We start from the raw sequence: 13,666 nt of genomic DNA, 5'->3' as shown, positions 1-13,666 counted from the left end.
TGTGATATGATGGTAAAGAATACCCTTACATAATTTTACTGTAATGAATAAAAATCTTTCGCTTATTTGAGGGAAGGGATTATGAATGAACTTACCATACAACCAACTGAATGTCCGACCTGTATCCCTTTCATATGAAAATTGGCTTGATATGCTGAAAACGCCCCTGTCAGAACGTCCTGAATTTTCGATAGACAAGGGAACTATTCAGATTGGGCAAGTACTGGGGAAATTCCTTGGAATTCCGATTGATAGTGATGAGTATTACAATCAGCTTTTTGAGTATGTTTCCTCACCTGACACCCACTTACATCTTTTAAGTGAGGATTCACTAAATAAAAGTATAGATAATCAGCATTTTCAATCGATTCAAAAGGTGTTTAATATCGGTCAGGAACAGAAGCTTTCAATTAATCGGTTCACAGCTTTTCTTGATGGTGAACAGCTGCTGTATAAGTTAAAAATCCCAGCCATACATCGAAAAGTAAGGGAAGCCATGATTGCGACGCTCGAACTTTTTACCCATCGTGAAAAGGACGGTTTGAAAAATCATGAACTAAGAAGGGTTCTAGTCGACGTAATAAAGTGGTCGATGAACCATCTAAATCCTTTATTAGAGGGTATTGACTTGGAAAAGGGAATGCCAAAATTCCTTTGGTACGGCGATATGAAACGAAGTCAGCCTTATTTTGTTTATTATTTAATGAAGCTAGGCTGTGATTTAGTGATTTTCCATCCCGATGGAAGTGATGTGTTAGCAGGCTATCTTGAAGAGGAAATCTTTACACACCATTTTCCAAACAAACAGCAGGCTGAGCCATTCCCAACGGAGAGAAGAAATCGCCAAACCACTGTCGCCTACCGGGCTTCAAGGGAAATTGAGACCATTCTTAATCAGGAGGGCTCTGGGTTATATAAACCTTGGCAGTTACGGGATTACACGCCATCTTCTATTACCTTAAAAACAACCTATGATGAATTGTTTATACTTGGAAGAGAAATCGCAATGGTTCGCCCCGGGTTTGAGGTAGAGGCTGGACAGGTGAAGATACCTTCGCTGTTTGCGAAAATACAGGGTGTAAGCAAAAATCGTAAAGAGTATTGGGATCGAATTCAAAACCTTACAGAATTCGAACATAGCTTATTGATTCGTCAGCTGCCGTTTACATGGTCAAGCTCCAACGATTTTCGCTTCCATTATCGAAATGCGCTTGGAAGGGATGGATTGTTGAATCCTGAAGTGATGATGCAGGCTCATTATTGGCCGTATTCCTTTTTGCCAACAGGTTTACAAAAAGGGATTGCCAATGCGATACGGCGAATTTGTGATAAACCGGGTTTAAAGTCTTTACCAGGGGAAAGCATGGAAGAGGTAAGCATTTATTTATTTAGTCAAGCGATGTTTACACCTAAAGAAATTACCCAATTGATTGAGAAATTTGATTATTCACAGCATGTACCGAAGCTTATTATTTATAACAATGAGTGTCGCGGTATCCTATCAAGATCTGATGCAGCTCTTATTCTTCTTTTAAACCAATTTGGAATTGATATTATTGTGTATAACCCGCCAGGTCATAACGATATTGAAAATTTCCTCCAGGATAGTTTATTTGATACCCACTGGCTAGAGGATGTTGTTTTTGATCTAGAATATAAGGAACCTTTTAAGTTGAAGAAAGGGTTCTTTCAAGGAATCTTAAAAAATTTAAGGGGAGATTAAAAGAATGAATCTACAAAAGAAATCTGCGGACTTAATGACGGCAACCACAGAAGATACACTGAGTGAAGCAAAGATTTCAGACATTAAGCTTGCCCTTCGAAAGGAAAACGAAGTTCAGAATCTGGCGAAGTCGATTGATGAAAGAGACCAAATTAAAATTTTGGAATTCGGCAAAGAGCCTGCCGTTCAAATATCTCGCTTTTCTGATCAAATCTTAAGCAATATGCGGACCACAAAAGTGGAAGATTCAGGTGAGCTTTTGAAACAGCTTACCAAAATTATGGATAGGTTCGACCCGAAGGATTTTCAAAAAACCTCACCTGGATTTTTCGGGAAGCTCTTTAAAAAGGGCGAGAAGATGATTGAAAAGGTCTTCGGCAAATACCAATCGATGGGCTCTGAGATTGATAAGGTATACGTGGAAATTTCCAAGTACCAGCATGAAATGGTCGATTCCACGAAAATGCTCGAGCAAATGTATGAGCAAAACTATCAATATTATATGACCCTTGAAAAATATGTGGTTGCCGGCGAAATCAAGGTAGAAGAACTTAAAAACAATCAATTGCCACAGCTAGAAGCACGTGTTGCCGCAGGTGACCAGATTGCCTCGATGCAATTAGATACATTGAAAAATTCTATTGAGGCCCTAGAGCAGCGAATTTATGACCTTGAAATGGCAAAAATGGTATCTCTGCAGACAGCACCGCAAATCCGATTGCTGCAACGAGGAAATACGAAGCTGATTGGAAAAATTAATTCCGCCTTCGTAACAACAATTCCTATTTTTAAAAATGGTCTTATTCAGGCAGTTGCGGCAAAAAGGCAGAAGCTTGTTGCTGATTCGATGAGTGAGCTTGATCGCCGAACCAACGAGATGCTATTGAAAAATGCGCAAAACATTTCTAAACAAAGCACAGATATTGCAAGGCTCGCCGGTGGTCCAAGCATCAAAATCGAAACCATCGAAGAATCCTGGAACATTATCATCAAAGGTATGCAGGAAACAAGAGCTATTGAAGAAGAAAACAAGCGTCTGCGTGTAGAAGGAACACAGCGCCTAGAACAACTCCAAGATAACTTTAAAAAATTGAAACAACAATATTAATTGTTTAATAAAAGGCTGTGTTAAAGCTAATTGTAATGATTGGAACGGAGGGCACGAGACTCCTGCAGGAGTACGGAGCAGGTGAGACCCCACAGGCGCTAGCGCCGAGGAGGCTCACCGCAACGCCTGCGGAAAGCGAAGTGCCCAGAGTGGAAATCAACAGATATTTTATACACAGCCAATAAAAAATTCTATTATGAGGTGAATGAAATTGGCTATTAGCTTACAAAAAGGTCAAAGAGTAGATTTAACAAAAGGGAATCCAGGATTATCTAAAATCATGGTAGGATTAGGCTGGGACCCAGTTCAAAGCGGTAAAAGCGGAGGCGGCGGTCTCTTCGGCGGATTGTTTGGCGGTGGAGGAGCAGGCGGCGGTGCCAATGTCGACTGTGATGCTTCCGTTATCATGCTTGGTGCTAACGACAAAATTCAAAACAACAATGACGTTATTTACTTCGGTAATCTTAAGAGTAAAGACGGCAGTGTACAACACTCTGGTGACAACCTAACAGGTGACGGAGACGGTGATGACGAACAAGTAATGGTTGACTTAAGCCGTGTTCCACAAAGCGTACAGAAGCTTGTATTCGTTGTTAATATCTATGATTGTGTAAAAAGAAAACAGCACTTCGGCATGATTCGCAATGCCTTTATTCGCGTGGTAAACCCATCGAATAATAACGAATTAATCCGCTACAACTTATCTGATGATTACAATGGTCAAACATCATTAGTGGTTGGAGAAATTTATCGTCACAACACTGAATGGAAGTTCGCAGCAGTTGGAACTGGTACAACTGCAGCAAGCTTAAGTGAAGTAGTTCGTTCTTATAGTTAATATCTTTTAGGAACAAGCCCTGCTTGTTCCTTCCAATAGTTCTAAAGAGGTGATTTAGTTGGCGGGCATCAATTTATCTAAAGGACAAAGAATTGATTTAACAAAAACAAATCCTGGATTGACAAAGGCTGTTATTGGCCTTGGCTGGGATACAAACCGCTATAGTGGCGGAAACGACTTCGACCTTGATGCATCAGCTTTTTTAACAGACGAAAATGGCCGAGTAACACAGGACTTAGATTTTATCTTCTATAATAATCTAGTTCACACGTCTGGCGGAGTCGAGCACACAGGTGATAACCGCACCGGTGAGGGTGACGGGGATGACGAACAAATTCGTATTGATTTCAGTAAGGTTCCTTCGCACGTGCACCGTATTGCGATTGCAGTAACAATTCACGATGCAGACTCCCGGAATCAAAACTTTGGACAGGTTTCCAATGCCTTTGCCCGGTTGTTTGACGAAGAAACCAATCGAGAAATCCTCCGTTTTGATTTAGGCGAGGACTTTTCCGTTGAAACCGCCGTCGTTATCTGTGAGCTATATCGTCACAATGGCGAATGGAAATTCAACGCCATCGGAAGCGGATTTTCAGGGGGATTAGCGTCACTTTGCCGCAATTATGGACTAGAAGTTTAGACTTATGCAGAAAAGCTGCCGAATTGGGCAGCTTTTCTGCATTTATTGGGGAAAATATTATTTTGGTGTTATGAAACTAGGTAACTTCGTAGAATATATCTGCGATAAGTCAGATATATCTGCTTAAAGTGAATTATATCTGCGATAATCAGAATATATCTGCGTTAAATGAAATATATCTGCGATCCCATTTTTACCGAGAACTCACACGGCGGTTTCCTACTAATTACCAATTATTCTACTCATCTACCATGTTATAATTCTAGTATGTGATTAAACTACTAGGAGGATCATAATATGCGAAAATGGGTAGTCTCCTCCGTTATTGCCGGATTATTTATGTCGATGATTACCACCTCTAAAGCTTCGTTTGACAGTATTTCACTAGGTGAGTATCCAAGAAACTCTGAACTCTACCAATTAATTAAAAATGAAAACTCCCTCCAACAACTAAACCAAATAATTATATTACCAAACAGCCTTTTTGATGAAAAAGCAGCAGCCGGAATTATTAATAGAATGGCCAATCTACCTGAAACTCTATTAGAAAAAATAAACAATAAAGACATCACGCTAAAGCTTTTTACTGGGAAATTAACAGATAACCAAACCGCTAGATATTTAGCAGGGAAGATTCCTAGAGGCTATCATTCACAAACAACGTGGGATTCAGTACCGGGAATCGGCGGTTCACAGGTGGTTCTGGTGAAAATAGGGCATAGTGAAAAAGGAAAAGGTCATGGCTCTGTAAACTTAGAATTACACGAGATGGCACATTCAGTTGATAAGCTAGTTTTCGAGAATGTCAGCAAGAATAAAGAATTTCAACTGATTTGGGAGGCGGAGAGAGGAATATTGTTTCCTGGAAACTCTTATTTCATCCTCCATGTAGAAGAATATTTTGCAGAAACATTTGCGATGTACCACTTAAATAATGATACAAATAAACAATTAAAATCAGTTGCACCTCTTACGTATCAATTTATTAGAAAGCTACACTAACCTTTCATGAAAAATGAAGGGCTTTTGTGGTAAAATGAAAAACATATGTAAAACAAGGGGAGTGTCAGTTTTGAAGCAATATTTAGAGCTATGTGAGCATGTTTTGAAAAATGGCCAGCAAAAGGGAGACCGTACTGGAACCGGGACGATTAGTACATTCGGCTATCAAATGAGATTTGATTTAGCAAAAGGCTTTCCATTATTAACAACTAAAAAGCTTCACTTAAAATCAATTATTTATGAGTTGCTTTGGTTTTTAAACGGTGATACCAATGTCACTTATTTACAAGAAAATGGTGTACGAATCTGGAATGAATGGGCGGATGAAAATGGGGAGCTTGGTCCTGTATATGGCCACCAATGGCGTTCCTGGACGGGTGCTGATGGAACGACGGTAGATCAAATTAGTGAGTTAATCCATCAAATAAAAACAAATCCTAATTCACGAAGACTGATTGTAAATGCTTGGAATGTTGCTGAGATTGATAAAATGGCGTTGGCACCATGTCATTGCTTATTTCAATTCTACGTTTCAGATGGTAAATTATCCTGTCAGTTGTATCAACGCTCTGCGGATGTATTTCTTGGCGTACCGTTCAATATTGCCTCTTATGCGTTATTGACAATGATGATTGCACAAGTATGTGATTTGGAGCCGGGAGAATTTATCCACTCGTTTGGTGATGTACATATCTATCAAAATCATATTGAACAAGTCAATTTGCAAATGGGCCGCGAACTTCGCTCATTACCAAAAGTGAAAATTAATCCAAACGTAAAAGATATTTTTTCTTTTGCATTTGAAGATTTTACTTTAGAAGGTTATGATCCACATCCGCATATTAAGGGAGCTGTCTCTGTATGATTTCCTTTATTGTGGCAATGGATGAAAACAGAGTAATCGGCAAGGACAATCAATTGCCTTGGCATTTACCGGAGGATTTAAAGTTCTTCAAGCGGACGACAATGGGTCACCCGATTGCCATGGGCAGGAAAACGCATGAATCCATTGGACGGGCTCTTCCAGGCAGGGAGAATATCGTGATTACCCGGCAGTTGGATTATAAGAGTAATGATGTGACAATCTTCTACTCAATCGAGGATTTTGTTGAATATTGTAGAAATCAAGAAGATGAAATCTTCGTAATTGGCGGGGCTGAAATTTTCAAAGAAACGTTTGAATATGTCGACCGTCTTTATATCACACATATCGAAGAAGAGTTCGAGGGGGATACCTATTTCCCAGAGTTCAATGAACATCAGTGGGAGCTTATCTCCTCTGAAAAGGGAATAAAAGATGAGAAGAATCCTTATAAGTACGAATATAGAATTTATGATCACATTAAAAAAGGCAACCGTTAATCACGCTGGTTAAAGTTGGGTGTCATAAAGAAAGAAGCATCGGTCCGATGCTTCTTTTACTGTTAAAAATATGCGCCGTTTAATTCATAATCAGTAAGTTTATCAAGCATTCCTCTGAATTCATCTGGATGGCAGAAGTCTTCCTCATGGAAATGAGCTTTCACCCATTGAATTAATTCATTGGGGCTATTAAAGTATTCCCCACTTCGGTCGCTCTTGCGAATCATGTATCTTCCGTTATCTTCATCGATAGTGACTTCTACTGGCAGGGCTCCATCAAAACTACTGAGTGAAAATTCCATCTTCATCACATCCATTCATCTAAGTTTCCAATAGTATATGTTCCTATTGATGAAATTATAAACGAATAAACACCTAATTGTCAAAATATTTATACAATTCAACATACCATTTTACATTGACTTCAAGAGCTGTTCTTGGTAAATTGTTAAGAGGAAAAGGTTCATATATAAATGCCAAATATCACAACTAGGTAATATTTCATAAATAATGTGAAATTAATATGAATTATTACGTATATTTAACTCAAAACGGTATATCAATACTATAATCGTAGTAGAAAGATAATTAACTTAAGGGGATGTAAACGCATGTTCTCAAATATTGGAGTACCAGGATTAATTCTTATCTTAACTTTAGCCCTCATCATCTTTGGACCTAAGAAATTACCGGAAATCGGTCGTGCCTTTGGACAAACTTTGAAGGAATTCAAGAAGTCAACTCGTGAATTAACAGACGATGTAATGAAGGATGTCGAAGAGGAAAAACAAAAATTGACTAAATAAGGTGTAAGAATCTTTCTTGCACCTTTTTTTCTTCAAATGTTATTTAAACTATAAAAACGGTGTTAATCTAGTTTTTCAACAGAAGGATTACTTTTCAACCTTTGAAATTGGCAGGGGAAATACATGGAAGATAAAGAATTGCAATTAGTTGATCATTTAGATGAACTGCGTAAACGGATTATTATTTCCGCAGTTGCTTTTGTTGTTTTTTTCATTGTTGGATTCATTTATGTGACCGATATCTACGATTGGATTGTTCGAGATCTTGATGTCAAATTGATTGTACTCGGACCAAGTGATATTATTTGGGTTTATTTTATGATTGCGACGGTTATTGCGATTACGGGTACGATTCCAGTGTTGGCCAGCCAATTATGGATGTTTGTGAAGCCTGCACTCAAACCGATTGAAAGAAAAATTACCTTATCTTATATTCCCGCGTTGTTTATTCTTTTTATTGTTGGAATATCTTTTGGTTATTTCATCATTTTCCCAATGGTGCTCGAGTTTTTAGTCAGTATGGGAGCTGACATGTTTGTAACGAATTTTACAGCAGAACGATATTTCCGGTTTATTATGAATATGACCCTTCCGTTTGGAGTGTTGTTCGAGCTGCCAGCGGTCGTTATGTTCTTAACGTCACTAGGAATTATTAACCCGTTCGTGCTAGCAAAAATTCGTAAGTATGCATATTTCGTCTTAATCCTAATCGCAATAGTGATTACACCTCCGGATTTTATGTCGGATTTTGTAGTAACCTTACCGTTATTACTACTATATGAAATCTCGATTAACTTATCGAAAGTTGTCTACAAGAAGCGAATGAAAAAGCTTCAGGAACAAGAAGAAGAGTTTGCAGAAGCATAATAAAAGAGTAAAAAAGGCCGTCAGAGATTCATTTCTCTGACGGCCTTTTTTTGTGGTTGTACTATAGCAAAATCGTGGATAATGCTAACTCTGTTGATTGGAGACGAAGGCACGAAACCTCGAAAATACTTAAGCATTTACTTCGTACAGTATAATAGGACTAAAGTCTTGAAAAATATACCCAAAATTTCCATAATGATCTATAATATACTTAACTGTTCTTTAAAGAGAACGAACCTTCATATAGAATAATGTTTTTAGGAAGCTGAAAACCAATTAAGTATGAAAGGGGAGAAAATATCCTGAAGGTTAATTAGCTTAAGAGAGTAGAGTTTTAAATAACTATTCTAAATTATTTACTACACTATTACTTTCGGTGTAGGCACTGAGAGGTGTTAAAATGAAAAGGGTCAAGTTTATATTTATTAGTGTTGCCATTCTTTTATCTATGGTCATGATTTTCTTAATTCAGGTTAAAGATACAAAAGCTGATGAGTCAGACTATGGGGTAGATATTTCAACAACCCCCGCAGAGTTTTTATTTGATGTAAAGAACATGAAACCAGGGGATTGGTCTACATCCACTTTAGAAGTTAATAATGAAGGTAACCTTGATTTTAAACTGAAAAACTTAAACAAGAAAAATGCCCTCATTCTCTTAATCGAATGGGGGCATTTTTTTATGACTTTTCTTGATCTTTCATCCATTCCTTGAATTTAATGTAGTTCCGGTACTCATGAAAATCTTCCTTCTTCAACCCGTCTTTAATAGCTTGGCGAATTAATATCTTCCATTCCTCATCAAGTTCGATATCTACACATTTATGTACTTTTGATTCCTGTAATAAAAAATCAATACTTGTATCCAAAGGTTTTGACACCTTTACCAGAAATTGAAGAGACGGATTGGTCTGTAAACCTCGCTCAAGCTGGCTTAAGTAAGATTTCGAAACATCAGCTAACCTTCCTAATTCAGTAATGGAATACCCTTTCTGCTGCCGTAACCTTTTAATCCTCTTCCCGATCATATCACCTTCATCTCCTAAAATAGAACAAAGGAATTCGCTTACAAAATACATTATATAGAACAATACATTCTTTATAAAATACAAAATAATAAGAAAACAGGAGATATATCGAGTAAATAGAACGAAAGTGTTCTTTATTAAGAAAAAATGGTCTTTTTTGAGGTTTTTCAAGTTCGTTATTTTGTTTTATACTCAATTCATAAGTTCGTTACAGAGAACAAATAAGCGTTCTAAGGAAGTTGATGAAAATGAAAAAAAAAGTCACCAACTTTGTTCTTAATAAACTACATAAGAAAAATTATTCATTAGATAGAACGAATGAGGAGGGGAGTACCATACGAAAAACTCGATTGAGAAAGTTCAGGACAAAAAGCAAAAAAGTAATAATTGCAGCTCAAATCGTAGCCATCTGGTATCTCCTTGTCATATCTGGATCGTATCTAACATCTAACACTGGTGCTGCTTTTAATGATGTTGAAGTTATCGAAAACTCCCTCCATGTCAATTGGGACAAATATCCTGAGGACGACGGGGTATGGGGGAATAGTTCTTTAAGTGAAGTTAGCATCCGTGGAACTTGTGAAGAAGGTATTTATGCTCGATTTACCAATACTGGCGAAAGTGTAAGTCATGAACTAACAAGATATGAGGTCTATTGGAGTCAATCAGATAATCCAAAGAATGGTGTAGTAGTAGAGAATGGAACCTTTCCAATTCCAGATAAGGGTGAGTATTTTGATATTTATTACAAACCTTTAAAAGATGGAAGGTACAATATTAAAGCTTACCATGAGACAGGTCATGCAAATGGTAATGGAAATGGTACAGGGCCATGGAGTGGAGAAATAACTATAACAGGATGTAATAATCCTATAGAAGGTGATGGCAATGGAACTCAAACACAACCAGAACCAGAACCACCAGTTATTGATCAACCTATGCAAGAAATTATAATTTCAGAAAATTTGACTACTATACAAAAAACAGGCGGCAGTGGAAAAGTAACTGTAAATTTAAAATGGATAAATCCAAGTCATCCTTCTTTCCATCATGTGAGGGTCTATATTGAAGGAAATGACCAACCAATTATGGATGACATTACAATAGAAGAATTGGAAATGAAAAATATTCAACCAGCTACATACAGAATTACTGCTGCTGACGAATCAAATAAAAATGAATCTGCAGGCATTAAAGTAATTATTTCAGAAGACAATGTAGTCGTTATTAAATAGTGAGCAGTAAAAAAATTAATTTTATCAGAATAATGGAGTGATATTTATATGACACCAAAAAAAGTTTTAAAGATTACAAGTAATGTGATAACAGGTCTATTATTCCTACTACTAATCTTCATGATATTTGTAGTTGTTTCATCTAAAGCTTCTGGTGGTGAACCAAATTTCTTGGGTAACCAATTAAAAACTGTATTATCTGGTTCCATGGAACCTACTTTTAAAACTGGTTCGATAATTGCTGTTAAGCCAGTAAGTGATTCGTCCAGCTTAAAAAAGAACGACATTATTACTTATATGCAACAAGATCAAAGTCTTGTTACTCATAGAATTATTGAGGTTATTAAACAAGGTGACCAGGTAATGTATCAAACAAAAGGGGATAACAACGAAGATACGGATTCTCAACCAGTGCTTTCCCAAAATGTGGTTGCAAAATACACAGGTTTTACGATTCCTTTCCTAGGATATTTAATAGATTTTGCTAAATCAAGTAAAGGGATGGCAGCATTGCTAATTATCCCAGGTGTTCTCTTACTAGTATACTCAGCATATTCAATCATGACTGGCTTAAGAGAATTAGATAAATCACAAAAAGAAACTGAAAAAACTGCTTAAATTGGTTGTATTCCTTATGTAAACATAGGGGTTCAATATAAAAATTACATACCTCGAAAAACGAGGGGAAAATTGAGGAGGAAAAAGAAATGAGTATGAAAAAGAAATTAGGTTTGGGAGTAGCATCTGCAGCATTAGGTTTATCATTAATTGGTGGAGGAACATGGGCAGCATTCAATGACACTGGAGCAATTAACAATCATTTTGCTGCAGGGACATTAGATTTAGGTGTTGTAGCAAACTCACAAACTGAACCTATTAATTTTGATTTAAGAAATATGAAACCTGGGGATAGTGTTGAAAGAGTGTTTACATTAACTAATAAAGGGTCATTAGCCATTAAAGAGGTATTGCTAAGCGGATCTGCCTCTGGTTTTGTTCCTGGTGTAGGTACAAATACAGATATGAATGCTTTCCTTGACCAGTTTGAAATTGAATTCTTTAAAGTTGAAAGAAAGACTGGCGAAACTGTGGGTGTATTTTCTGGAAAAACAATTACTTTAAAACAACTTGTTAATGAATCCTATGATTTTAACGCAGTAAAAGATGTTTACGAAGCAACAGATGGCACAAAACGGATAAACCTTGCACCACTATCTAACTTGCTTGGTAGTGAAGGAAGAGGTATTCCAGTGACACCTGTAGATACAGATGATGTGCATGTGAAGATTACATTTAAAAATGATACTACAAAGGTTGACCCAAGCAATCCATTCTCTGAATATGTACAAAATAAATACCAAGGAAATGCAGTTAACTTCTCCTTCGACCTTGAGGCAACTCAGTGGGATGGTGTAGAAGTACTTACTAATGATGAAAATGGTACTATAAACAATGGAGTACAGAATTCAGCTGATGGTACAACTCAACCGGACCCTAGAACTAACCCTGGATTCACTGTTCCTGGTGGTAGTATTGTAGAGGATTAATCTACAATAATTTTTAAAAGTATAGAAAAGGTGGGCTTACCACCTTTTCTATATATTTTTAAAGATAAAGAGGTATCTTATGAAAAGAAAAATTTTATTCATAACAATATTTTTCTTATTACTTATTCCAACACAATCGTATGGAGAGATAAACCATAACGAGATTGATCTCACAACAAACCCTGGAAAAGTTCTTTTCGACTTAACAAATATGAAACCAGGAGATTCTGTTACTCGTAATCTATCTATTGGAAATAATGGAAAACAGGATTTTAACTATGTCGCCTCAAGCAAGTTCCTTTCCGGATCAGAAATCTTCTACAATAAATTAGATTTAATTGTTGAAGATAAAAATGGACCAATTTATCAAGGTAAATTGTTTGAATTTGACAAACTATCTCCAAGATTATTAAAAAGTAAACAAAGTGAGAAGCTTACTTTTTTTATTAAAATGCCGATGGAGTTAGGAAATGAGTTTCAAGGATTAGAATGTGAGTTTCAAATTAAACTATATGTGGAAGGCACTCTAGGCGGCATCCTCCCCGCAGACGGACCCAAGCTTCCAAACACAGGATCTGATATGTTTAATATTTTAGTAGTGGGCGCAGTGTTAGTTCTAACTGGCTCTACACTTCAGTTTTTCATTAAGAGGAGGAATAGGCTAGATAAACAAGTTTAGATGGACCTTGATTTTTCGAAAGTTGAAAATCAGGGTCTAATTTTATTAAGATACATATTTTACAAATGTTCTATATATGTTTAGAAATAGAGTTGAATGGAGTTGTTCTTAATGTAAAAAAAACTCTGCCCGAAATACTGTAGATCTTCTTTTAGCTGCTATTATTCTGGATGATGGCTTTGTCCTTCTTGCTGCACTGACCTTACTGACGTAAAGCTTCAGGATGTTCAAAACTCGCATGAATAAACATCAATTATATATAATTATAAATAAATCCCCGTAGATAACCCCAAGATTAATAAGTATACATATATAACATTTCAATAAAAACAGGTCATCCAACAAATGACCCGTTTTCATTCCTCCATCTAAAATATTTCAATAAATATTCATAATTATTTTTCAATCCAAACAGATTTAGACACATTTCGAGTCCCTTTAGGTGTATAATATATACAAACGGGTGAAAAAGAGGATTGATATTTTGTTATTCAAAAGCCTAGAGTTCAAAAATGTTGTTGGACAGAAGGTTAAAGTCATGGATATTCCTGTATTGGAGGAAGGTAGCACTTATAAATTTATGATCCAAGTCCGTTTACAAAAATTTATTACTGCGATTTATCAGGAAAAGAAACCGAAAAAATGCTATTCGTTCAAAGAGTATTTGAAAAAGGTTATGAAATGGCCTGATTATGAAGCACTGTTTAAAGTAGATGAATTAAAGAATAACGCTTAATACCTTTCGAACATCGGATTTCCGGTGTTCTTTTATTTTACACAATATTTTCATGAAAATAGGGAAATTATATCATTAAGATTAGGGAACATGTA

The 13,666-nt window shown here is 36.5% G+C and carries 17 protein-coding genes; 15 read left to right on the top strand and 2 right to left on the bottom strand.

Annotated elements, in window-relative coordinates:
* Positions 1–85 precede the first annotated feature (85 nt).
* From M3189_RS15760 to M3189_RS15730, 7 genes are all read left to right on the top strand, one after another.
* The gene (locus tag M3189_RS15760) at positions 86–1,723 is read left to right on the top strand and encodes a YceG family protein (RefSeq protein ID WP_251635047.1); all 1,638 of its coding nucleotides are present in this window, start codon (positions 86–88) and stop codon (positions 1,721–1,723) included.
* A 4-nt stretch (positions 1,724–1,727) separates the two neighbouring features.
* The gene (locus tag M3189_RS15755) at positions 1,728–2,831 is read left to right on the top strand and encodes a toxic anion resistance protein (protein ID WP_251635045.1); all 1,104 of its coding nucleotides are present in this window, start codon (positions 1,728–1,730) and stop codon (positions 2,829–2,831) included.
* A 211-nt stretch (positions 2,832–3,042) separates the two neighbouring features.
* A complete protein-coding gene (locus M3189_RS15750) occupies positions 3,043–3,669 on the top strand; it encodes a TerD family protein (protein ID WP_251635043.1) in 627 nt (208 codons plus the stop codon).
* Between the two features lie 67 nt (positions 3,670–3,736).
* Positions 3,737–4,309, top strand: a complete 573-nt coding sequence (locus M3189_RS15745) for a TerD family protein (RefSeq protein ID WP_251635583.1) — start codon at positions 3,737–3,739, stop codon at positions 4,307–4,309.
* A gap of 297 nt (positions 4,310–4,606) precedes the next feature.
* Entirely contained in the window at positions 4,607–5,311 is a 705-nt protein-coding gene (locus M3189_RS15740) for an anthrax toxin lethal factor-related metalloendopeptidase (RefSeq protein ID WP_251635041.1), read from the top strand.
* Positions 5,312–5,381: 70 nt separating this feature from the next.
* Positions 5,382–6,176, top strand: a complete 795-nt coding sequence (locus M3189_RS15735; protein WP_251635040.1) for a thymidylate synthase — start codon at positions 5,382–5,384, stop codon at positions 6,174–6,176.
* Positions 6,173–6,673, top strand: coding sequence for a dihydrofolate reductase (locus M3189_RS15730; RefSeq protein ID WP_251635038.1), 501 nt, complete (start codon positions 6,173–6,175; stop codon positions 6,671–6,673). Before M3189_RS15735 ends, M3189_RS15730 begins: the two co-directional genes overlap by 4 nt.
* Positions 6,674–6,735: 62 nt before the next feature.
* Here M3189_RS15730 and M3189_RS15725 read toward each other — a convergent pair whose 3' ends face one another.
* Complete coding sequence (locus tag M3189_RS15725) at positions 6,736–6,975, bottom strand: hypothetical protein (RefSeq protein WP_251635036.1); 240 nt, start codon at positions 6,973–6,975, stop codon at positions 6,736–6,738.
* 309 nt (positions 6,976–7,284) lie between these two features.
* On the opposite strand from M3189_RS15725, the gene M3189_RS15720 reads away from it, so the two are divergent.
* The 3 genes from M3189_RS15720 to M3189_RS15710 all read left to right on the top strand — a co-directional run bounded on the left by M3189_RS15720 (position 7,285) and on the right by M3189_RS15710 (position 9,061).
* Positions 7,285–7,479: a twin-arginine translocase TatA/TatE family subunit gene (locus M3189_RS15720; protein WP_251635034.1), complete on the top strand. Its 195-nt coding sequence runs from the start codon at positions 7,285–7,287 to the stop codon at positions 7,477–7,479.
* A 123-nt stretch (positions 7,480–7,602) separates the two neighbouring features.
* On the top strand, positions 7,603–8,346 hold the full coding sequence (gene tatC, locus M3189_RS15715) for a twin-arginine translocase subunit TatC (RefSeq protein ID WP_251635032.1): 744 nt from the start codon (positions 7,603–7,605) through the stop codon (positions 8,344–8,346).
* Between the two features lie 400 nt (positions 8,347–8,746).
* Complete coding sequence (locus M3189_RS15710) at positions 8,747–9,061, top strand: CalY family protein (RefSeq protein ID WP_251635017.1); 315 nt, start codon at positions 8,747–8,749, stop codon at positions 9,059–9,061.
* Here the strand turns inward: M3189_RS15710 and M3189_RS15705 are convergent.
* Positions 9,027–9,374 (bottom strand): XRE family transcriptional regulator, encoded by a 348-nt coding sequence (locus M3189_RS15705; RefSeq protein ID WP_251635016.1) that lies wholly within the window; start codon positions 9,372–9,374, stop codon positions 9,027–9,029. The genes M3189_RS15710 and M3189_RS15705 overlap by 35 nt on opposite strands.
* 350 nt (positions 9,375–9,724) lie before the next feature.
* On the opposite strand from M3189_RS15705, the gene tapA reads away from it, so the two are divergent.
* From tapA to M3189_RS15680, 5 genes are all read left to right on the top strand, one after another.
* Positions 9,725–10,609, top strand: a complete 885-nt coding sequence (gene tapA, locus M3189_RS15700) for an amyloid fiber anchoring/assembly protein TapA (RefSeq protein ID WP_251635015.1) — start codon at positions 9,725–9,727, stop codon at positions 10,607–10,609.
* Between the two features lie 48 nt (positions 10,610–10,657).
* A complete protein-coding gene (gene sipW, locus M3189_RS15695) occupies positions 10,658–11,227 on the top strand; it encodes a signal peptidase I SipW (protein ID WP_251635014.1) in 570 nt (189 codons plus the stop codon).
* A gap of 89 nt (positions 11,228–11,316) precedes the next feature.
* Positions 11,317–12,156: a TasA family protein gene (locus tag M3189_RS15690; RefSeq protein ID WP_251635013.1), complete on the top strand. Its 840-nt coding sequence runs from the start codon at positions 11,317–11,319 to the stop codon at positions 12,154–12,156.
* Between the two features lie 79 nt (positions 12,157–12,235).
* Positions 12,236–12,835 (top strand): TasA family protein, encoded by a 600-nt coding sequence (locus tag M3189_RS15685; RefSeq protein WP_251635012.1) that lies wholly within the window; start codon positions 12,236–12,238, stop codon positions 12,833–12,835.
* 484 nt (positions 12,836–13,319) lie between these two features.
* Positions 13,320–13,571, top strand: a complete 252-nt coding sequence (locus M3189_RS15680; RefSeq protein ID WP_251635011.1) for a DUF2535 family protein — start codon at positions 13,320–13,322, stop codon at positions 13,569–13,571.
* Positions 13,572–13,666: the final 95 nt, after the last annotated feature.

Source organism: Neobacillus niacini, from assembly GCF_023715415.1.
Taxonomy (GTDB): Bacteria; Bacillota; Bacilli; order Bacillales; family Cytobacillaceae; genus Neobacillus; species Neobacillus niacini_C.
Note: the sequence above shows the minus strand (reverse complement) of the source record. Positions and strands in the feature narration are given on the sequence as shown.